21 protein-coding genes are annotated in these 19269 nt (G+C 69.6%); 14 read left to right on the forward strand and 7 right to left on the reverse strand.

What is annotated here, in order from left to right:
- Nucleotides 1-283: 283 nt before the first annotated feature.
- A complete protein-coding gene (locus ACZ4S3_RS38835; protein ID WP_467943319.1) occupies nucleotides 284-1666 on the reverse strand; it encodes a glycine--tRNA ligase in 1383 nt (460 codons plus the stop codon).
- A gap of 213 nt (nucleotides 1667-1879) precedes the next feature.
- Between ACZ4S3_RS38835 and ACZ4S3_RS38840 the strand changes: the two genes are divergently transcribed.
- From ACZ4S3_RS38840 to ACZ4S3_RS38865, 6 genes are all read left to right on the forward strand, one after another.
- Nucleotides 1880-2851 (forward strand): metal ABC transporter substrate-binding protein, encoded by a 972-nt coding sequence (locus ACZ4S3_RS38840; protein WP_467943320.1) that lies wholly within the window; start codon nucleotides 1880-1882, stop codon nucleotides 2849-2851.
- A gap of 32 nt (nucleotides 2852-2883) precedes the next feature.
- Nucleotides 2884-3663, forward strand: a complete 780-nt coding sequence (locus tag ACZ4S3_RS38845) for a metal ABC transporter ATP-binding protein (RefSeq protein ID WP_467943322.1) — start codon at nucleotides 2884-2886, stop codon at nucleotides 3661-3663.
- Between the two features lie 13 nt (nucleotides 3664-3676).
- Nucleotides 3677-4573 carry a metal ABC transporter permease gene (locus tag ACZ4S3_RS38850; protein WP_467943323.1) on the forward strand — a complete coding sequence of 299 codons (897 nt, stop codon included), beginning with the start codon at nucleotides 3677-3679 and terminating at the stop codon, nucleotides 4571-4573.
- A gap of 166 nt (nucleotides 4574-4739) precedes the next feature.
- The gene (locus tag ACZ4S3_RS38855; protein WP_467943324.1) at nucleotides 4740-5174 is read left to right on the forward strand and encodes a Fur family transcriptional regulator; all 435 of its coding nucleotides are present in this window, start codon (nucleotides 4740-4742) and stop codon (nucleotides 5172-5174) included.
- An 86-nt stretch (nucleotides 5175-5260) separates the two neighbouring features.
- Complete coding sequence (locus tag ACZ4S3_RS38860; protein WP_467943325.1) at nucleotides 5261-6061, forward strand: alpha/beta fold hydrolase; 801 nt, start codon at nucleotides 5261-5263, stop codon at nucleotides 6059-6061.
- A 342-nt stretch (nucleotides 6062-6403) separates the two neighbouring features.
- Entirely contained in the window at nucleotides 6404-6982 is a 579-nt protein-coding gene (locus ACZ4S3_RS38865; protein WP_467943327.1) for a hypothetical protein, read from the forward strand.
- Nucleotides 6983-7067: 85 nt separating this feature from the next.
- On the opposite strand, the gene ACZ4S3_RS38870 is transcribed toward ACZ4S3_RS38865, so the two are convergent.
- From ACZ4S3_RS38870 to ACZ4S3_RS38885, 4 genes are all read right to left on the reverse strand, one after another.
- Nucleotides 7068-7886, reverse strand: coding sequence for an isoprenyl transferase (locus ACZ4S3_RS38870; RefSeq protein WP_467943328.1), 819 nt, complete (start codon nucleotides 7884-7886; stop codon nucleotides 7068-7070).
- A gap of 84 nt (nucleotides 7887-7970) precedes the next feature.
- A complete protein-coding gene (gene recO / locus ACZ4S3_RS38875) occupies nucleotides 7971-8717 on the reverse strand; it encodes a DNA repair protein RecO (protein ID WP_467943329.1) in 747 nt (248 codons plus the stop codon).
- 43 nt (nucleotides 8718-8760) lie between these two features.
- The gene (locus ACZ4S3_RS38880; RefSeq protein WP_467943380.1) at nucleotides 8761-8964 is read right to left on the reverse strand and encodes a hypothetical protein; all 204 of its coding nucleotides are present in this window, start codon (nucleotides 8962-8964) and stop codon (nucleotides 8761-8763) included.
- Nucleotides 8961-9155 carry a hypothetical protein gene (locus ACZ4S3_RS38885; protein ID WP_467943331.1) on the reverse strand — a complete coding sequence of 65 codons (195 nt, stop codon included), beginning with the start codon at nucleotides 9153-9155 and terminating at the stop codon, nucleotides 8961-8963. Before ACZ4S3_RS38885 ends, ACZ4S3_RS38880 begins: the two co-directional genes overlap by 4 nt.
- Nucleotides 9156-9274: 119 nt before the next feature.
- On the opposite strand from ACZ4S3_RS38885, the gene ACZ4S3_RS38890 reads away from it, so the two are divergent.
- From ACZ4S3_RS38890 to ACZ4S3_RS38925, 8 genes are all read left to right on the forward strand, one after another.
- Nucleotides 9275-10108, forward strand: coding sequence for a helix-turn-helix domain-containing protein (locus ACZ4S3_RS38890; protein WP_467943332.1), 834 nt, complete (start codon nucleotides 9275-9277; stop codon nucleotides 10106-10108).
- On the forward strand, nucleotides 10090-10380 hold the full coding sequence (locus ACZ4S3_RS38895; RefSeq protein WP_467943334.1) for a DUF397 domain-containing protein: 291 nt from the start codon (nucleotides 10090-10092) through the stop codon (nucleotides 10378-10380). Before ACZ4S3_RS38890 ends, ACZ4S3_RS38895 begins: the two co-directional genes overlap by 19 nt.
- Nucleotides 10381-10603: 223 nt before the next feature.
- Nucleotides 10604-12112 carry an ATP-binding protein gene (locus tag ACZ4S3_RS38900; RefSeq protein WP_467943335.1) on the forward strand — a complete coding sequence of 503 codons (1509 nt, stop codon included), beginning with the start codon at nucleotides 10604-10606 and terminating at the stop codon, nucleotides 12110-12112.
- On the forward strand, nucleotides 12109-12543 hold the full coding sequence (locus ACZ4S3_RS38905; protein WP_467943336.1) for a roadblock/LC7 domain-containing protein: 435 nt from the start codon (nucleotides 12109-12111) through the stop codon (nucleotides 12541-12543). The genes ACZ4S3_RS38900 and ACZ4S3_RS38905 overlap by 4 nt, the downstream gene beginning before the upstream one ends.
- Complete coding sequence (locus ACZ4S3_RS38910; RefSeq protein ID WP_400061272.1) at nucleotides 12540-12899, forward strand: DUF742 domain-containing protein; 360 nt, start codon at nucleotides 12540-12542, stop codon at nucleotides 12897-12899. Before ACZ4S3_RS38905 ends, ACZ4S3_RS38910 begins: the two co-directional genes overlap by 4 nt.
- A 10-nt stretch (nucleotides 12900-12909) precedes the next feature.
- Nucleotides 12910-13482 carry a GTP-binding protein gene (locus ACZ4S3_RS38915; protein WP_467943338.1) on the forward strand — a complete coding sequence of 191 codons (573 nt, stop codon included), beginning with the start codon at nucleotides 12910-12912 and terminating at the stop codon, nucleotides 13480-13482.
- 63 nt (nucleotides 13483-13545) lie between these two features.
- Entirely contained in the window at nucleotides 13546-14943 is a 1398-nt protein-coding gene (locus ACZ4S3_RS38920) for a cytochrome P450 (protein ID WP_467943340.1), read from the forward strand.
- Nucleotides 14868-16094 carry a cytochrome P450 family protein gene (locus tag ACZ4S3_RS38925; RefSeq protein ID WP_467943341.1) on the forward strand — a complete coding sequence of 409 codons (1227 nt, stop codon included), beginning with the start codon at nucleotides 14868-14870 and terminating at the stop codon, nucleotides 16092-16094. Before ACZ4S3_RS38920 ends, ACZ4S3_RS38925 begins: the two co-directional genes overlap by 76 nt.
- A 182-nt stretch (nucleotides 16095-16276) precedes the next feature.
- Here the strand turns inward: ACZ4S3_RS38925 and ACZ4S3_RS38930 are convergent, their stop codons facing one another.
- Nucleotides 16277-16984 carry a TerB family tellurite resistance protein gene (locus ACZ4S3_RS38930; RefSeq protein ID WP_467943376.1) on the reverse strand — a complete coding sequence of 236 codons (708 nt, stop codon included), beginning with the start codon at nucleotides 16982-16984 and terminating at the stop codon, nucleotides 16277-16279.
- Between the two features lie 413 nt (nucleotides 16985-17397).
- Nucleotides 17398-19176: a 2-isopropylmalate synthase gene (gene leuA, locus ACZ4S3_RS38935; protein ID WP_467943342.1), complete on the reverse strand. Its 1779-nt coding sequence runs from the start codon at nucleotides 19174-19176 to the stop codon at nucleotides 17398-17400.
- Between the last annotated feature and the right edge of the window lie 93 nt (nucleotides 19177-19269).

Consider the following 19269-nt stretch of genomic DNA (forward strand, 5'->3'; position numbering starts at 1 on the left):
CGACTCGATTTGCCCAACCGTCAGCGACTGTTCACACAGTCACATCAACGAACACCGCCGCCACCCGTCACGCCACATGCGGTTGCAGTATTAGGGCGCGGCCGAACAGAACCCGTAGGGGTGGCGAGGGCCCCCTGCGGGCCACAACGTGGCGGGGCCGAGGGGGTATTCCCGTATGCGGGCGGCGTCAGGGGCTCGGCCGCGGCGCGGCACGCAAAAGCGCCGGCCGGGCCCGACATCACGTCGGGCCCGGCCGGCGCCGGAAAGAACAGTCGGTGAGGGCCTAGCAGCCCAGCAGCCGCCCGCCCAGGTACGACTGGATCTGGTCCAGGCCGACCCGCTCCTGCTTCATGGTGTCGCGCTCGCGCACCGTGACGGCGTTGTCGTCGAGGGTGTCGAAGTCGACCGTGACGCAGAACGGCGTGCCGATCTCGTCCTGGCGGCGGTAGCGGCGGCCGATGGCGCCCGCGTCGTCGAACTCGATGTTCCAGTTCTTGCGCAGGTCGGCGGCGAGCCCCTTGGCCTTCGGGGAGAGCTGCGGGTTGCGGGACAGCGGCAGGACGGCGACCTTGACCGGCGCCAGGCGCGGGTCGAGGCGCATGACCGTGCGCTTTTCCATCTTGCCCTTGGCGTTGGGGGCCTCGTCCTCGATGTACGCGTCGAGCATGAAGGCGAGCATCGCGCGGTTCACACCGGCCGCCGGCTCGATGACGTACGGAGTCCAGCGCTCGCCGGCCTCCTGGTCGAAGTAGGAGAGGTCCTGGCCGGAGGCCTTCGAGTGCGCGGAGAGGTCGAAGTCCGTCCGGTTGGCCACACCCTCCAGCTCGGAGAACTCGGTGCCGCCGAAGTTGAAGCGGTACTCGATGTCAGCGGTCCGCTTGGAGTAGTGGGACAGCTTCTCCTTCGGGTGCTCGTACCAGCGGATGTTCTCCTCGCGGATGCCGAGGTCGCGGTACCAGTTCCAGCGCTGCTCCATCCAGTATTCCTGCCACTGCTCGTCCTCACCCGGCTTGACGAAGAACTCCATCTCCATCTGCTCGAACTCGCGGGTGCGGAAGATGAAGTTGCCCGGAGTGATCTCGTTCCGGAAGGACTTGCCCATCTGCGCGATACCGAAGGGCGGCTTCTTCCGCGAGGTCTGCTGGACCTGGGCGAAGTTGGTGAAGATGCCCTGCGCGGTCTCGGGGCGCAGGTAGGCGACCGAGGCGGTGTCCTGGGACGCGCCGAGCTGGGTGGAGAGCAGGCCGGAGAACTGCTTGGGCTCGGTGAAGCCGCCCTTGTTGCCGCAGTGCGGGCAGTTGATGTCGGCGAGGCCGTTCTCGGGCAGCTTGCCGTGCTTGGCCTCGTACGCCTCTTCCAGGTGGTCGGCGCGGAAGCGCTTGTGGCAGGAGGTGCACTCGGTGAGCGGGTCGGTGAAGGTGGCGACGTGGCCGGACGCCTGCCACACCTCGGGGGCCAGGATCACCGACGAGTCGATACCGACGACGTCTTCGCGCGAGGTGACCATGGCGCGCCACCACTGGCGCTTGATGTTCTCCTTGAGCTCGACGCCCAGCGGACCGTAATCCCAGGCAGCGCGGGAGCCGCCGTAGATCTCACTGCAGGGGTATACGAAGCCACGGCGCTTGCTCAGGCTGACGATGGTATCGATCTTGTCGGCGGCCACGGTGCTCTCTTCATTACGACGACGAACGATGAATAGGGCGGCGCCCTGCGCCTCCGCGAGGGGTGCTGGTCGGGAGGCGGGCGGGCGAATGGTTCAGGGTACCGGCGGGCGTACCCCCGGGATCAAATCGGTTCCGGCCGCCCCCTGTCGCCCCGCTCACACCGGCCCCCGCCTTGTTGACAACCGTTTCCAATTTTGTTGAAAATGACTGTCATGAACATACGCCGTCGCATATCCACCGCCGCCGTCGCCGGGTCCGCGGTGCTCGGGCTGCTGGCTCTCTCCGCCTGCTCCCCCTCCGGCGGTGCCCGCACGGACGACGGCAAGCTGCGGGTGACGGCGTCCTTCTATCCGCTGCAGTTCCTCGCCCAGCAGATCGGCGGCAAGCACGTCGAGGTGTCCAACCTCACCAAGCCGGGGGTCGAGCCGCACGACCTGGAGCTTTCCCCGAAGCAGACCGCCCAGCTCGGCGAGTCCGGCGCGATCGTCTACCTCAAGGGCCTGCAGCCCGCCGTGGACGAAGCGATCAAGCAGTCCGGCGTCAAGAACGTCGCCGACGCGGCCTCCCTCACCCGCCTCGAACAGCACGGCAACGAGGTCGACGGCCACCACCACACCACCGGCGACAACCACTCCGGCTCCGGACAGTCCCAAGAAGAGGGCGGCAACGACCCGCACATCTGGCTCGACCCGGTGAAGTTCGCCGAGGTCGCCAAGGGCGTGAACAAGACCCTCGCCAAGGCCGACCCGGGCCACCGGGCCGACTACCGCAAGAACACCGACGCCCTGGTGAAGAAGCTGAACGGGCTGAACAAGGACTTCCAGGACGGCCTGAAGAAGAGGGCGTCCGACACCTTCATCACCACCCACGCGGCCTTCGGCTACCTCGCCGAGCGCTACGGGCTGACCGAGGAGGCCATCAGCGGCCTCGACCCGGAGTCCGAGCCCAGCGCGCACCGCATCAAGGACCTGCACACCCTCGCCGCCGAGCACCACGTCTCCACCGTCTTCTTCGAGACGATCGCCAACCCGGCGACGGCGAAGGCCCTGGCCGGCGATCTGCACCTGAAGACCGATGTCCTCGACCCGCTCGAGGGGATCACCGCCAAGTCGCGCGGCAAGGACTACTTCGGCGTGCAGCGCGCCAACCTCGCAGCCCTCCAGAAGGCGCTCGGCAGCAAGTGACGTACACCGCACAGTCCGTGACGGAGGTCACCATGAGTCAACCGCTTCTCCCGCCGGTCATCGATCTGCGCGCGGCCACCGCATCACTGGGTGCCCGGCCCGTGCTGCGCGGCGTCGATCTCACGGTGCGCTCCGGCGAGGTCGTCGCCCTGCTCGGCGCCAACGGCTCCGGCAAGTCCACGGCCGTACGTTCCGTCATCGGCCAGGTCCCGCTCAGCGGCGGCGAGCTGTCCCTCTTCGGTACGGAATTCCGCCGCTTCCGGGACTGGGCCCGCATCGGCTACGTCCCCCAGCGCACCACCGCCTCCAGCGGCGTCCCCGCCACCGTCCGCGAGGTTGTCACGGCCGGCCGGCTGGCGCGGACGAAGCTCGGCATCCTGCGCAAGGCCGACCGGGCCGCCGTCCACCACGCCCTGGAGCTGGTCGGCATGGCGGACCGCGCCAAGGACTCCGTCAACGCGCTCTCCGGCGGCCAGCACCAGCGGGTGCTGATAGCCCGCGCGCTGGCGGGCGAACCGGAGCTGCTGATCATGGACGAGCCGATGGCCGGCGTCGACCTGGTCAGCCAGGAGGTGCTCGCGAGCGCGCTGCGCGAGCAGGTCGGCCGCGGCACCACGGTGCTGCTCGTCCTGCACGAGCTGGGCCCGCTGGAGCCGCTGATCGACCGCGCGGTGGTGCTGCGCGACGGCTGCGTCGTCCACGACGGTCCGCCGCCCGAGGCCGTGGGCCAGCACGCGCTGCCCGGCCACGACCATGTCCACCCGCACGCCGACGCCGCCGCGGAGCCGATCCGCACCGGCCTGCTGAGCTAGGGGCCCACGCCTGATGGAAATCCTCGACTACGCCTTCATGCAGCGGGCCCTGCTCGCCGCCCTGATCGTCGGCGTCACCGCCCCCGCCATCGGCATCTACCTCGTCCAGCGCCGCCAGGCCCTGATGGGCGACGGCATCGGCCATGTCGCCCTCACCGGCGTCGGCCTCGGCTTCCTCCTCAACACCAGCCCCGTCTGGGTCGCCACCGCCGTCGCGGTCGCCGGCTCCGTCGTCATGGAGCTGATCCGCTGGTACGGCAAGACCCGCGGCGACCTCGCGCTGGCCATGCTGTTCTACGGCGGTATGGCGGGCGGCGTGATGCTGATGAACCTCTCCGACGCGGGCTCGAACGCCAACCTCAGTACGTATCTCTTCGGTTCGATCACGACGGTCTCGGCGCAGGACATGACCACGATCTGCGTCCTCGCCGCCCTGGTCCTGGCGATCACCCTCGGGCTGCGCCGCCAGCTGTTCGCGGTCTGCCAGGACGAGGAATTCGCCCGGGTGACGGGACTTCCGGTGCGGCTGCTGAATCTGCTGGTCGCCGTCACCGCCGCGGTCACCGTCACCGTGGCGATGCGCGTCGTCGGTCTGCTGCTGGTCAGCGCCCTGATGGTGATCCCGGTCGCGGCCGCCCAGCAGCTCAGCCGCAGCTTCGCGGTGACGCTGGTGTCGGCCGTCGCGATCGGCGTCGCGGTCACCCTCACCGGCACGGCCACCTCGTACTACGTGGACGTCCCGTCCGGCGCGACCATCGTCCTCTTCGCCATCGCCCTCTTCGTGATCTTCACGGCCCTCGCCGCGCCGCTGGCGAAAAAACGCGCCAGGGCTGCCGCCGGTACGGGCAAGGGGTGCACTCTGGAGGTACCCGGCAGCCGTACCCGTGCCGCGGACGACGTGAGCGTGTGACGCGGTGATGTCCATGACGGAGAGATTCATGACGGACAGGTCCGCGGGACACGGAGTGAGCGGTAGGTGTAAGCGTCCACCCAGGGTTCCGGGCATCACCTGGCACAATGGCCGACGCACGTGCAGGGGGAATCCCTGAAAGTCCTGACGTCCTAGGGAGGCAACGGTGGCGACGAGCGCGGGATCTCCGGTACGTGGCCGGTCGACGCGGCAGCGCACCGCGGTGTCGGCCGCACTCGACGAGGTCGACGAGTTCCGCAGCGCGCAGGAGCTCCACGACATGCTCAAGCACCGGGGTGATTCGGTCGGGCTGACCACCGTCTACCGGACGCTCCAGTCGCTCGCCGACGCCGGTGAGGTCGACGTCCTGCGCACCAGCGACGGCGAGGCCGTCTACCGCCGGTGCAGCACCGACGATCACCATCACCATCTGGTGTGCCGGGCCTGCGGCAAGGCCGTCGAGGTCGAGGGCCCCGCGGTCGAGAAGTGGGCCGACCAGATCGCGGCCGAGCACGGCTTCCGCGATGTGGCGCACACGATCGAGATCTTCGGGACGTGCGGGGAGTGCGCGGCCGCCGCCGCATCCCCCAAGGAGCAGTAGTCTCACCGTGATCGGACCGTGAGCGGGCTGCGAGAAGACCGCTCACGGACAACGGGGGACAACAGGGGACAACGGGGGGTTGTGCTGTGCGCAGTGCCGAGGTGACGCCTGCGGGCGACCGGATCCGCTGGGTCGAGCTGCCGGGGCAGGAGCCGCCCCGGGTCTATGTGCACGGCCTGGGCGCCTCCTCCGCGCCCTACTTCACCGAGGCCGCGCTCCATCCGCTGCTGGCGGGCCGCCGCACGCTGCTGATCGACCTGCTCGGGCACGGCATCAGCGACCGGCCGACGGACTTCGGCTACACCCTGGAAGCACACGCCGACGCGCTCGGCGCGGCCCTGACCGCCGCGGGCGTGGCCGAGGCGGGCGCGCCCGGCGCGGAGTTGATCGCGCACAGCATGGGCGGCTCGGTGGCCATCGTCCTCGCCGCCCGCCATCCCCACCTGGTCTCCCGGCTGGTCCTGGTCGACGCCAACCTCGACCCGGCGCCGGCCGGCCCCGTCCCCGACGGCAGCAGCGGCATCGCCGCGTACTCCGAGGAAGAATTCCTGGCGGGCGGCTGGGAAGCGGTCCGCGAGCGGGTCGGTGCCCACTGGTGGGCCACGATGCGGCTGGCCGGCCGCGAGGCCCTGCACCGCACCGCGGTCCACCTCGCCCGTGGCAGCGTCCCCACCATGCGCCGCCTTCTGCTGGACCTGAAGATCCCGCGCACCTTCCTGCTGCCCGAGGCCGACGGCCCGCTCCCGGGCGCCGACGAGCTCACCGCGGCGGGCGTGGCCGTGGTCCCGGTCCCGGACTGCGGGCACAACATCATGCTCGACAATCCCGAGGCCTTCGTCCGGGCGACCGCCGCGGCACTCGGGGACCGGGACCTGCCCCAGCGGTAACAGGCCGCCCGTGATCGATTCCTGGACAGAGTTGTCAGGTGCACGGTAGTACTGACCCTGACGAGCATCCGCGCGGAATCACGCGCACCACGGGGGTAGGAATGGGCGTTCTCGGACGACTCCGGAACGACGGCACAACACCGGCCGGTGACCCGGCCGAGGCAGCCGGCAAGGACGCCATGACGGCGTCGGCCGGGCGGCCACGGCGCGCAAACTCCACGGCCTGACGGGCAACGACCCCGTCCACACCCTCACCAAGGACGATCGCCGGCCGGGCGACGCCCTGACCAGTGCCGCCGACGCGCTCGCCCGCGGCGCCCTGACACGAGAGAGAACTCCTACATGTTCACCCGCCGCCTGCTCGCCGCAGCCGCTCTTGCTGCGGCGCTGGCCACGCTCACCGCCTGCAACGACGCGGACCCGTCCGCCTCGGGCGCCGCCCCAAAATCCTCCGCACCGTCCGCCTCGTCCCCGGCACCGGCCGCGTCCGACGGACCGACGGCCGCGCCGGACCCCTCCGCCTCGCCCTCGAAGGATCTGCCGCTCGACCCGGAGCCGACCTCCGACTGCACGGCCCGCAAGCTTGCCAAGGGCCACCGGATGGTGCAGATCACGGCCGCGCCGTCGGGCGGCGCGCTGTCCGCCAAGGCGGCGAAGTTCGGCTGCGACCCCAACGGCGGAGGGTATGCGGGGACCGGGAAGGCCGCCCGCTACCGGCTGGCCGCGGGAGCCACCGCCGAACTGGCCATCGGCGCGGTCGACCACCGTACGGTGACCGTCGCCCAGCTGACCGAGCACGTCAGCGCCTGTCTGCGGCACGACACCGTCAAGCCGCCCCTGAGCTGCGGCGGTGACATCTACGAGATCGCCGTGAACGGCTCCGGCGGCATCACGCACCTCGCGGAGGTCTGGCACTCCTGACGTGTGCGGCCCGGCCCCCGCCGCTGCGGGAGACCGGGCCGTCTCAACTTCAGGCCGGCGCCCCGCTTCAGGCCGGCGCCCCGCCTCAGGTCGCGGTCTCGCCCTCCGCCAGCCGTGCGCCGCCGAACCGGCGGTCCCGCTTCGCGTACTCCAGGCACGCCTCCCACAGATTCCGGCGGTCGAAGTCCGGCCAGAGAATGTCCTGGAACACCATCTCGGCGTAGGCGCTCTGCCAGATCAGGTAATTCGACGTCCGCTGCTCGCCCGACGGCCGCACGAAGAGATCCACATCCGGCATGTCCGGGTAGTACATGTACTTCGCGATGGTCTTCTCATTGACCTTCGACGGGTCCAGCTTTCCGGCCCGTACATCCGCGGCAATTGCCGCCGCCGCATCCGCGATCTCGGCCCGTCCGCCGTAATTGACGCAGAAATACAGCGTCATGGCGTCATTGTTCTTGGTCTGCTCCTGCGCGATCTGGAGTTCCTGTACGACGGACTTCCACAGCTTCGGCATCCGCCCGACCCAGCGGATACGGATACCCAGCGCATCCATTTCGTCACGGCGCCGGCGGATGACATCCCGGTTGAAGTTCATCAGGAACTTCACCTCGTCGGGCGACCGCTTCCAGTTCTCCGTCGAGAAGGCGTAGAGCGAAAGATTCTTCACGCCCATTTCGATACAGCCCTTGAGGACGTCCATCACGACGCCCTCGCCGACCTTGTGGCCCTCGGTACGCGGCAGCCCGCGCTCCTTGGCCCAGCGGCCGTTGCCGTCCATCACGATCGCCACGTGATTCGGGACGAGTTCGCCGGGAATCTTCGGCGGACGCGCACCGGACGGGTGCAGCTCGGGCGTCTCGTACTCGCGCCGGTTACGCCCCAGAATGCCGCGTCGTGCCATGCGCCCCACGTCTCCTTGTTTCTGTACATCGTTTCTGTACATCGGTGTGTCTGCTGAGGGTCGTGCCGCTACTTCTTCGTGCCGCTACTTCTCCACGTACCGGAGGGAGCGCAGGCCCCTCTCCAGGTGCCACTGCAAATAGGCCGCGACCAGCCCGTTGCCCTCCCGGACATGCCGCGCCTCACAGGCATCGGCCGTCTCCCAGTCACCGGTGAGCAGCGCGCCCAGGAGGCCGATGGCCTCCGAGGAGGGTACGACGCTCCCCGGCACCCGGCAGTCGCCGCAGATCACGCCGCCGGAGGCAACCGAGAAGAACCGGTTGGGTCCGGGCATTCCGCACCGCGCACAGCCGTCGAAGCTTGGCGCATAACCGTTCACGGCGAGCGAGCGCAGCAGGAAGGCGTCCAGCACGAGGTGCGGCGCGTGCTCGCCGCGGGAGAGCGTGCGCAGCGCGCCGACCAGCAGCAGGTACTGCTGTACGGCCGGCTCGCCCTCGTGATCGGTGAACCGCTCGGCCGTCTCCAGCATCGCCGTACCGGCCGTGTAGCGGGCGTAATCCGTCACGATCCCGCTGCCGTACGGCGCGATCGTCTCGCTCTGCGTGCACAGCGGCAGCCCGCGCCCGATCAGTTCGTTGCCCCGCGCGAAGAACTGCACGTCGACGTGCGAGAACGGCTCCAGCCGCGCCCCGAACTTCGACTTCGTCCGCCGCACGCCCCGGGCCACGGCCCGCACCCGCCCGTTGCCCCGGGTGAGCAGCGTGATGATCCGGTCCGCCTCACCCAGCTTCTGGGTGCGCAGCACGATGCCGTCGTCGCGGAACAGACTCATGCGGCCATTCTCGCGCATGGCCGCGCGGTCGCTTCCCTCAGGCTCAGGCCCGCTCCCCCCGGCTGCGGGCGTTGGCGTAGGCGGTGGCGGCCCTCAGCCGCTCGGCCGGCGTCGCCGGACGGGCCGCCGCGGGCGCGCAGTCCCACTCGCGCCCGCCGCCGATCGGCCGCAGCTGGAGGTACGGCCCCTCCTGGCCCATCACCCGCCCCACCCGCCCGCTGTGCGTATCGACGACGTACGCCGTCACCGCTCCCCCAGCGCCTCGGTCAGCCGGCGGGCGGTCGCCATGTTGCACCGCCCCAATTCCACGAGCGGGGCCAGGTACTCATGCGCGTACGAGACGGGGTCGGGCCGTAGCGACGGCAGCGCAACTCCCGCGCGTTCGAGGGCTGCGCGCAATTCCGCCGTCACGATTTCCACGTCGTCGGGCTGATTCATGATCGTCCCACCTTTTCCGCGAGAGATTTCACCGTTCGCATTCAAAGCGTGACGCTACGGAACTAGGCTGGGCAATGACCCGGGCGCAGCAACTGCCCGGCTGCGAAAGGACGTAGGCAATGGCCAATGCTTCACGGCATGCGGCGTGGGAGTTCTGGGGTACGGAACTCAAGCGCCGGCGAGAGAATGCCGGATTAACCCAGGAGATGCTGGGGGCGAGGGTGTTCGTGTCCGGCGGCTACATCGGCCAGTTCGAGCAGGCGATCCGTAAGCCGCAGTTGGATGTGGCGATCCGGATCGACGAGGTGCTACAAACCGAGGGTTTTTTCGAGCGGACCTGGCGCAAGCTGATCGATGACAAGCGGTATGCGGATTACTTCGCGAAGGCCGCTGAGCTGGAGCAGCTGGCGACGAAGATTTGTGAGTTCGCACCAACGGTCGCACCGGGGCTACTGCAGACCGCCTCTTACGCGCGGGCGATCACCCGGGCCACCAACCCGTTCAAGTCCGCCGACTACGTAGAGGACAAAGTGTCCGCACGCATAGAACGTGCGCTCATCCTCAAGGACGCTACACGTCCCTTGTATTGGGCCGTACTCCACGAGAGCGTGCTCCGCGTTCCGGTCGGTGGCCCCGCAGTCATGTCCCAGCAGCTGGACCACATCACTTCACTCGCCCGCAACTTCGTCGTGGTTGTGCAGGTGCTGCCGTTCTCAGCGGGCGCCTGCGCCCTCCCCACCGGAACGCTGAAGCTGATGGAGTTCGACGACGCCCCGCCAACCGCGTATACAGAAGCCGTGTTTTCGGGGGACCTGCTGGACGACCCGGCGCTGGTTAAGCGTTCGCAGGAAGCCTACGATCTCCTCAGGGCCGCCGCTCTGTCGCCGGAGGTGTCCCTAGCCATGATCGAGTCGGCGGCTGAGGAATACAGACGATGCGCGAGTGCGATCTGAGCAACGCCCGATGGCGTAAAAGCACGTACAGCGACGGCAATGGCGGCGACTGTGTCGAGGTCGCGGATGACTTCGTCGGCGCCGCCCGCTGGCGCAAGAGCAGCTACAGCGACCACAACAACGGCAACTGCCTCGAGGTCTCCGACGGCCTCCCCGGTGTCGTCCCCGTCCGCGACAGCAAGACCCCCCACGGCCCCGCGCTCGTGATTCCGGCCACAGGCTGGGCAGAGTTCGTTGGCGCCCTCAAGTCCGGTGCGTGGCACGCCAGTTAATAAAACGTCAAAAGAAGATCCCGGCCCCGCCGTCGTCCCCTCGACCGCGGGGCCGAAACACGTAACCGTCCACCCACACAGGGCGGAATGCGACCTTCTACATTTCTCACGCAGGCCTTGGCGAGGGCCTCACAGGACGTCAGGTGCCCGGTAGCATCGCGTGATGATCGGCAACACATTGCTGTGGACGCCGGCCAAAACATTCCCCCACCCGAGGATCCCGATGACATCCATACCCGAGGCGCTGTTGTGGTGCCTCAGCGCTGGAACGGTCGCCGCCCTGGTGCTCGCGGCTGTTGTGATCCGCGCGAGGATGCACAGCGCCGCCTTGAGACAGAGCCTCAGCACCGCTGGGGAGCAGAACTCCGCCTCGCTGCACGCCAATACGGAGCTGACGGCCCGGCTACGGGCCACCGAGGCCGAGATCCGGCATCTGGCGGGGGCCCGCCTCCCCGATCTGACCCTGGCGCTGGCGCATCCGCATGTGCCCGTACGGGGCCTGCTGGACTCCCGGTTCGCCCAGTCGGAGACCGATCAGGCGCTGAACGCCGTGCTGGAGCAGATCGCCGAGGCGGTCACCAAGGAGCGGGAGCGGGTCGACGCCGCGGCGCAGTCCACGCTGCGGGGTGCGACCACGACCATCCAGGCGCTGCTCTACCAGCTCCAGACGCAGCTGCAGGGCATGCAGCACCGTTACGACGACCCGAACGTCGCGCAGGACCTGCTCGCGGCGGACTTCCTCAACGAGCAGGCGCTGCGGCGTATTCAGGCCACCGGTGTCGTCTGCGGCGCCTGGCCGGGGCTGACCCGTGAGGACTCCTACCTCGCCGAGCTGGTCGTCGGCGCCACCTCCCGGCTGCGCGGCTATGAGCGCGTACAGGTCACCAACCAGCTGCGCGACCCGATCGCCGTCGTCGCCCGCGCCGTCGAGCCGATCGCGATCACCGTCACCGAGCTGCTGGCCAACGCGCTGCACCACTCGCACCAGGAACTGCCCGTCAACGTCACCCTCCAGCAGGGCAACCGCGGCGCCTCGGTCATCATCGACGACTACGGCGTCGGGATGCACGAGGAGGAGCTCAAGAGCGCCATGCGGCTGCTGTCCGGCACGGGCAACCTGCTGCTCACCCAGCTCGGCGACCCGCCGCGCTCCGGTTTCGCGGCTGCCGGGCAGCTGGTCCGGCAGTACGGCTACCAGGTGCACGTCGAGTCGTCCCCGTACGGCGGGGTGCGCGCGATCGTGTACATCCCCGGCGACCCTCTGCTCACCATCCTCGACGAGAGCCAGCAGCCCATGTCCGTGATGGCGCCGATCCCGCATCGGTCGAACGCGCAGGACCGGAGCACGCTGCCGACCCGCAGCCCGGGTCACGCCGTGTCCCATAACCCGGCCCCCGCACCCGCTTCCGCACCCGTCTCCCCTCCGGCCCCCAACCCGGCGGACCTGTTCGACACCGGCGCCCTTGCCGCTGCCGCCCCCGCACCCGCCGCCGCTGCCGAGCCCGCTCCTGCGCCCTCCTTCGGGGACGAGCCCGACCTTCCGCGCCGGCGCCGCCGTCAGCCGGTGTCCGAGCTCGACGAGGGCCTTCCGCGCTCCGAGCCCCAGGCCGCACGCACCCCGGAAGAGACCGCCTCCCGCTGGGCCGCGCTCCAGCACGGCACCGAATCCGGCCGGGCCGCAGCACAACAGTCACAGCCCCCTCGCAGTCCCGAAGGGAACCCCCAGTCATGAACACCCCCGCCCCCGCTCGCCGCCGTAGCATCGAGGACAAGTCCTGGGTGCTGGCGCCTCTCCTGGAGCTGCCGCATGTTATCCACGCAGCCGTTATCTCCGGCGATGGATTCATCGAGGGCTCCTCACCCGGCCTCAAGCGGGACGCCGCCGAGGGCGTGGCGGCCATGATGTCCGCGCTCCAGGGAGCCGGCCGGGCGGTCACCGCGGCCTTCACCGAGCAGCACGACGCCAAGCTGCGGCAGACCGTCATCGAGTCGGAGGAGGGCTGGGTCTTCGCGATTCCGGCCGGCGAGAACACCTGCCTGGCCGTTTTCGCGGCACCGGAGGTCAATATGGGCGTCGTCGCGCACCATATGCAGATCCAGGTGTCGACCCTGGGCAGCAAGGTCATGAGCAGTCCGGCGCGAGAGCTGGGCAACTCCGCATGACCCCCCGCCAGAGCAACAGGCGCCTCGTACCGGCCTATCTGGCCACCGGCGGCCGCGCCCGTCCCAGCCGCAACACCTTGGACCGGCTCTCCCTGCTGCACAGCGCGGGGATGCCGGTCACCAGTGAGGTCCGCCCTGAAGAGCGCCGCATTCTGGAGTTGTTGCAGCCCGGGGCACTGTCTCTGGCGGAGGTCGCCGCCCACCTTCAGCTGCCCGTCAGCGTGGTGAAGGTGCTGGTGGCCGATCTCGTCGATGCCGGGCGGCTGTTCGCCCGTGTCCCCATTCCCGAAGCCGAGCAATTCGACCGGCAGATCCTGGAGAGGGTTCTCGATGGACTCCGCTCTCTCAAGTCCTAGCACCGGCAACATGTATCTCTCCGGCGCCGACCAGACACTCGTCAAGCTCCTGGTCGCGGGGCCGTTCGGAGTCGGCAAGACCACGCTCATCCGGACGCTCTCCGAGACCCCGCCGCTGCACACCGAAGAGGTGATGACGCAGACCGGCGCGATCGTCGACGATCTCGCCGGGGTCCGCGACAAGACCACCACCACCGTCGCGATCGACTTCGGGCGGCTGACGCTGCCCGGAGACCTGGTGCTGTACCTGTTCGGCACCCCCGGGCAGAAGCGTTTCCGGCCCCTGTGGCAGGACATCGCACGCGGTGCGCTGGGCGCCCTCGTCCTCGCGGACACCCGCCGGCTGGCGGACTCCTTCGAGGTGATGGACATCGTGGAGGAGGCCGGGCTGCGCTATGCCGTCGCGGTCAACGCCTTCCCCGACGCGCCGCATTACGACGTCGACAAGCTCCGGGAAGCGCTCGATCTGCACCCGGACACCCCGCTCGTGCTGTGCGACGCCCGGGACCGGCACCAGTCCGTCGACGCGCTGATCGCGCTCGTCACCCATGTGCTGGCCCATACGCCCCAGGAGAACCTGTAAGGGCGCACCGCACCCGGTGGCCGCCCCCTTCCGCCCCCTCTCCCTCCAGTACCAGGAGAATTCGTGACTTCCCCGCACCCTCCCGGTGCCACCCCGCCGCCGGGGTGCCCGGCGCATGCCCACGGCGGCATCGACGCCGGCGGCCCGCCGCCGGCCGCCCACCCGCTCGACCGGCCCGACCCCTACGCCCCACTCAAGCTGTACGGGCCGGAGTTCGCCGCCGAGCCGAACCGTTTCTACGACCATCTGCGCCAGTACGGCGCGCTCGCGCCCGTCGAGATCGCGCCCGATGTGACCGCCATGCTGGTCATCGACTACCGGGCCGCGCTGGACCTGCTGAACGACACCGCCACGTGGTCCAAGGACTCCCGGGACTGGCAGAAGACCGTGCCGGCCGACTCCCAGGTCATCCCGATGCTGGGCTACCGGCCCAACGCCCTCTTCAACGACGGCGAGACACACAGGCGCTACCGCCAGGTCATCTCCGACAGCTTCGAGCTCGTCGAGCCGCACATTCTGCGCGAGAAGGTCCGGCACGCGGCGGACACGCTCATCCAGGCGTTCGGCGCGAGCGGTGAGGTCGACCTCATCGGCGAGTACGCCCGGCGGCTGCCGCTGATGATGTTCAACGGCCTCTTCGGGATGCCCGACTCCTACAACGAGCGGCTGATCTCGGCCATCGGCGGACTGATGGAGGCCGCGTCCCCCGAGGCGGCCGCCACCGCGGACGCCGCGTTCACGACCTACATCATGGAACTGATCGCGGCGAAGAAGGCCCAGCGCGGGCCGGACCTCACCTCCTGGTTCATGGACCACCCCAACGGGCTGTCCGACGAGGAAGTGATCCCGCAGATCGTTCTGACGATGGCCGCGGGCAACGAACCGCTCACCAACCTCATCGGCAACGCGCTCTCGCGGATGCTCTCCGACGACCGTTACTACAACACCCTCTCCGGCGGCGCGCTCACCGCGCAGGACGCCATCAACGAGGTGCTGTGGAACGACCCGCCGATGACCAACTACTCCGCGCACTACCCCCGCCGTGATGTGTTCTTCCACGGCACCTGGGTGCGCCAGGGGCAGTTGGTACTGGTCTCCTACGCGGCCGCCAACGGCCAGTTCGGCGCCACGACGCTGGACCAGACCCGTACCGGCGGCGGCTCGCACCTGTCGTGGGCGTCGGGACCGCACGCCTGCCCCGTACAGCGGCATGCGCTGGTGATCGCCACCACCGCGATCGAGCGGCTCACCGCCTGGCTCTCGGACATCGAACTCGCGGTGACACCGGACCAGTTGGAGTGGCGTCCCGGCACGTTCCACCGCGCACTCGCAAGCCTTCCGGCCCGCTTCACCCCCATCACCCCCGATCAGGCAGGAGCTACCCCATGGGACAGCAGCCCGTCGTCATCGACCCGACCGGAGCCGATATCCACGGAGAGGCAGCCCGCCTCCGCGAGCTAGGCTCCGCGGTCCTGATAGAGATACCCGCCGGTGTCCAGGCCTGGGCCATCACGAATCACTCCCTCCTCAAGGACCTGCTGACCGACCCCCGGGTCTCCAAGGACCCGCGTCGGCACTGGCCCGCCTGGCAGCGCGGCGAATACCAGGACAGCTGGCTGCAGACCTGGGTCGGCGTCACCAATATGTTCACCGCCTACGGTGCCGACCACCGCCGGCTGCGCAAGCTGATCGCCCCGGCGTTCACCGCGCGCCGCACCGACGCGATGCTCCCGCGCGTCGAGCGGATCACCACCGCACTGCTGGACGACCTCGCCGCCACCCCGGCCGGTGATGTCGTCGACCTCCGCGCGGCGTACGCCCACCCCCTTCCCATGCGGGTCATCTGCGAGCTGTTCGGCGTGCCGGACGACGAGATGCGCCTCGAGATCTCCCGGCTCTCCGATGCGATCATGGACCCCACGCTCACCCCCGAAGAGGCCGGTCAGACGGCCGTTGACACCTATACGGTGCTCAGCAAGCTGGTCGCCACCAAGCGGGAGACCCCCGGCGAGGACCTGACCAGCCTCCTGGTCTCCGCGCGGGACGACGACGGCGAGCGGATGACCGAGAAGGAGCTCGTCGACACGCTCCTCCTGGTCATCGTCGCCGGCCACGAGACGACCGTCGACCTGATCGGCAACGCGGTGCACGCCCTCCTCACGCACCCCGAGCAGCTCGAGCTGGTCCGCAGCGGCAAGGCCTCCTGGAGCGACGTCATCGAGGAGACCCTCCGCTGGGACCCCAGCATCGCCAATCTCCCGCTGCGCTTCGCCGTCGAGGACATCGAGATCCCGGGCGGTCCCACCATCCGCAAGGGCGAGGCGATCCTCCCGTCGTACGTGGCCACCGGGCGCGACCCCGAGCAGCACGGCACCACCGCCGCCGACTTCGACATCCAGCGTGCCGGCCAGGAGCACCTCGCCTTCGGCTACGGCGTCCACCACTGCCTGGGCGCCCCCCTCGCCCGCAATGAGGCCCTCATCGCCCTGCCGGCCCTCTTCGACCGCTTCCCCGACCTGGAGCTGGCCGTGGCGACCGAGGAGCTGGTGCCCGTCGAAGGGTTCATCTCCGGCGGCTACCGGACCCTGCCGGTCAGGCTGACGCCCGCCTGATGCGTATCTCGAAGGCCGGCTCGAAGGTCATCTCCATGGCCATTTCGAAGGTCATCTCGTAGATCATCGTCGCCACCCCCGTAGTGCTTTCGCAGTGCCTTCGCAATGCGTTCCACATAGCTGAAACACCCCGACCGGCCGCTCGGTTGCACCGAGCGGCCGGTCGCTGTGTGTGCGCCTTCTCAGGACGGTGTGCGCGCCGCCGCCAGCAGCCGGCTGATGTCGGCCGGGCGAAGCATCAGCGCGGCGCCGACGGTCGCCAGGACCTCGCGTTCGGCGGGGGTGTACGAGCCGTCGGCGAGGGCGATACGTGCGCCCTGGACGAGGAGCGATTCGCGGCCGGCCGGGGCGAGATGGGGGGCCAGCGGCTCCAGTGCCTCATGCAGCTCTATGGCCAGCGCGGTGCCGCACGGGTCGAGGCCGTGGTGGCCGCACCCGCCGCCGGTCACCGCGTCGTAGGTGCCGCTCAGCCGTCCGGTGTCGGCGGCGAGGGCGGCGAGCAGGGTGAGGAGCTGGTCCTCGGAGCAGTCGGCGAAGCCGGACGCGCGGACCGTGGTGACGGCGGTGTCGCGGACCGCGCGGGAAGTGGTGCCGCCGGCGGCGAGGAGGGCCAGCGTCATGGTGTGGACGGCGTCCCTGAGCATCGCGGAGAGGCGGACGGTGGTGGGGTGGCCCAGGGCGTCCAGGCCGAAGTGCCCATGGCAGGCGGAACATTCGAGGACCGGGCCCGCCGCGCCGCGCGAGAAGAGGGGGATGCCAAGGACGGTGAGCCGGCGGCGGCCCGCCCGGCGGAGGTAGTTGCGGTCCCCGCCGCAGTCCGGGCAGAAGAACTCGCCGTCGGCGACGGTACGCCAGGACGTGCGCACGCCCATCACACACATCTTGTGCATCACGTCAGCCCTCCGTAACTTCCCCGTAGCTCTGAAGGCACGGGAGGTCCCCATGGCCCCGTTGCCGTGTGGACGTGATGTTAGCCACATCAGTGATGCGCCGTCAGTACCTCGTGGCGGACAACTGGCCGGATGCAAAGGGGCCACGCCCCTGTGGAGGGACGGCCGCCGGCCCTCGTCGGCGCCGGGCACGGAGCGGCTGTCCGGGGGCGTCACGGGGCGTTGCCGCCGGTGACCGGGTGCTCGGGCGGGGTGCGGGGCGGTGTCCGGGGCGGCCGGGGAGCCCGGTGACGGAGGGGTTCGCGGTCTTGGCCGGAACGAGGGGGTCCCGGTCCGGCCCGTGGACGGTGCACGGCGCCCCCGCCGCTCGGTGGGAGCGGCGGGGGCGCCGTGACAAGCGGGCCGGGTCCGGGTCAGCGGGCCGCGCGGTTGACCGCCGAGACGACCGCCTTGATGGAGGCGCGGACGATGTTCGCGTCGATCCCGACGCCCCACAGCACCTTGTCGCCGATCGCGCACTCGATGTACGCGGCGGCCTGGGCGCCGGCGCCCTCGCTCATCGTGTGCTCGACGTAGTCCAGCAGGCGGACGTCCACGTCGATGGCGTGCAGCGCGTCGAAGAACGCGGCCAGCGGGCCGTTGCCGGTGCCGGTCAGCACCGCGTCGGTGCCGTCGACCACGGCCTCGACGGTCAGCGCGTCGGTGCCGTCGCTGGTGGACGAGGTCTGCGCGGAGCGCAGTGCGATGCGGCCCCAGGCGTTGTCCGGGGTGGGCAGGTACTCGTCCTGGAAGACGGACCAGATGGCGGCCGGGGTGACCTCGCCGCCCTCGGAGTCGGTCTTCTCCTGGATGATCCGGGAGAACTCGATCTGCATCCGGCGCGGCAGGTCCAGCTTGTGGTCGTTCTTCAGGACATAGGCGATACCGCCCTTGCCGGACTGCGAGTTGACGCGGATGACGGCCTCGTAGGAGCGGCCGACGTCCTTGGGGTCGATGGGCAGGTACGGGACCGCCCACTCGATGTCGTCAACGGTCTTGCCGACGGACGCCGCCTGGGCCTCCATCGCGTCGAAGCCCTTCTTGATGGCGTCCTGGTGGGAGCCGGAGAAGGCGGTGTAGACCAGGTCGCCCGCATACGGGTGGCGCGGGTGGACCTCCATCTGGTTGCAGTACTCGCTGGTGCGACGGATCTCGTCGATCTGCGAGAAGTCGATCTGCGGGTCGACGCCCTGGCTGAAGAGGTTCATGCCCAGGGTGACCAGGTCGACGTTGCCGGTGCGCTCGCCCTGGCCGAACAGGCAGCCCTCGATACGGTCCGCGCCCGCCATGATCGCCAGCTCGGCCGCGGCCACCGCCGTACCGCGGTCGTTGTGCGGGTGGACCGACAGGCATACGTGCTCGCGGCGCGAGAGGTTGCGCGACATCCACTCGAAGCGGTCGGCGTGTGTGGAGGGCGTGGAGCGCTCGACGGTGGCGGGCAGGTTCAGGATGATCTCGCGGCCGGGCTCGGGCTGCCAGACGTCCATCACGCCCTCGCAGACCTCCAGCGCGAAGTCCAGCTCGGTGTCGGTGAAGATCTCCGGGCTGTACTGGTAGCCGAAGGCGGTCTCGTCGCCCAGCAGCTTGTCGGCGTACTCCATGACCAGCCGCGTACCGTCCACGGCGATCTGCTTGACCTGGTCCTTCGAGCCGCGGAAGACGACGCGGCGGAAGACCGGCGCGGTGGCGTTGTACAGGTGCACGGTGGCGCTGTGGGCGCCGCGCAGCGATTCGACGGTGCGCTCGATCAGCTCTTCGCGGGCCTGGGTCAGGACGGAGATCGTCACGTCCTCGGGGATCGCGCCCTCTTCGATGATGGAGCGGACGAAGTCGAAGTCCGTCTGGCCGGACGAGGGGAAGCCGACCTCGATCTCCTTGTAGCCCATACGCACCAGGAGGTCGAACATCTCCCGCTTACGGGCCGGCGACATCGGGTCGATCAGCGCCTGGTTGCCGTCGCGCAGGTCGGTGGACAGCCAGCGGGGCGCGACCGTGATCCGGTTGTCCGGCCACGTACGGTCGGGGATCTCGACGGCCTCGTAGCGGCCGTACTTGTGGATCGGCATCCCGGAGGGCCGCTGCCGCTGCGTCGCGGTCGTGAGGGGGGTACGACGGCCGACGGCGTTCTCGGCGGGGCTCGACGGATTCGTCATGATGCGTAGGGCTCCTCGTATGTCCACTAGGGGCACGGCCGACGGGGCGAAATTTCGCAACACCGAACTCCGCGGGGAGGGGGTCGGCCTACG

The sequence above is a fragment of the Streptomyces sp. NPDC028368 genome (genome assembly GCF_055565615.1).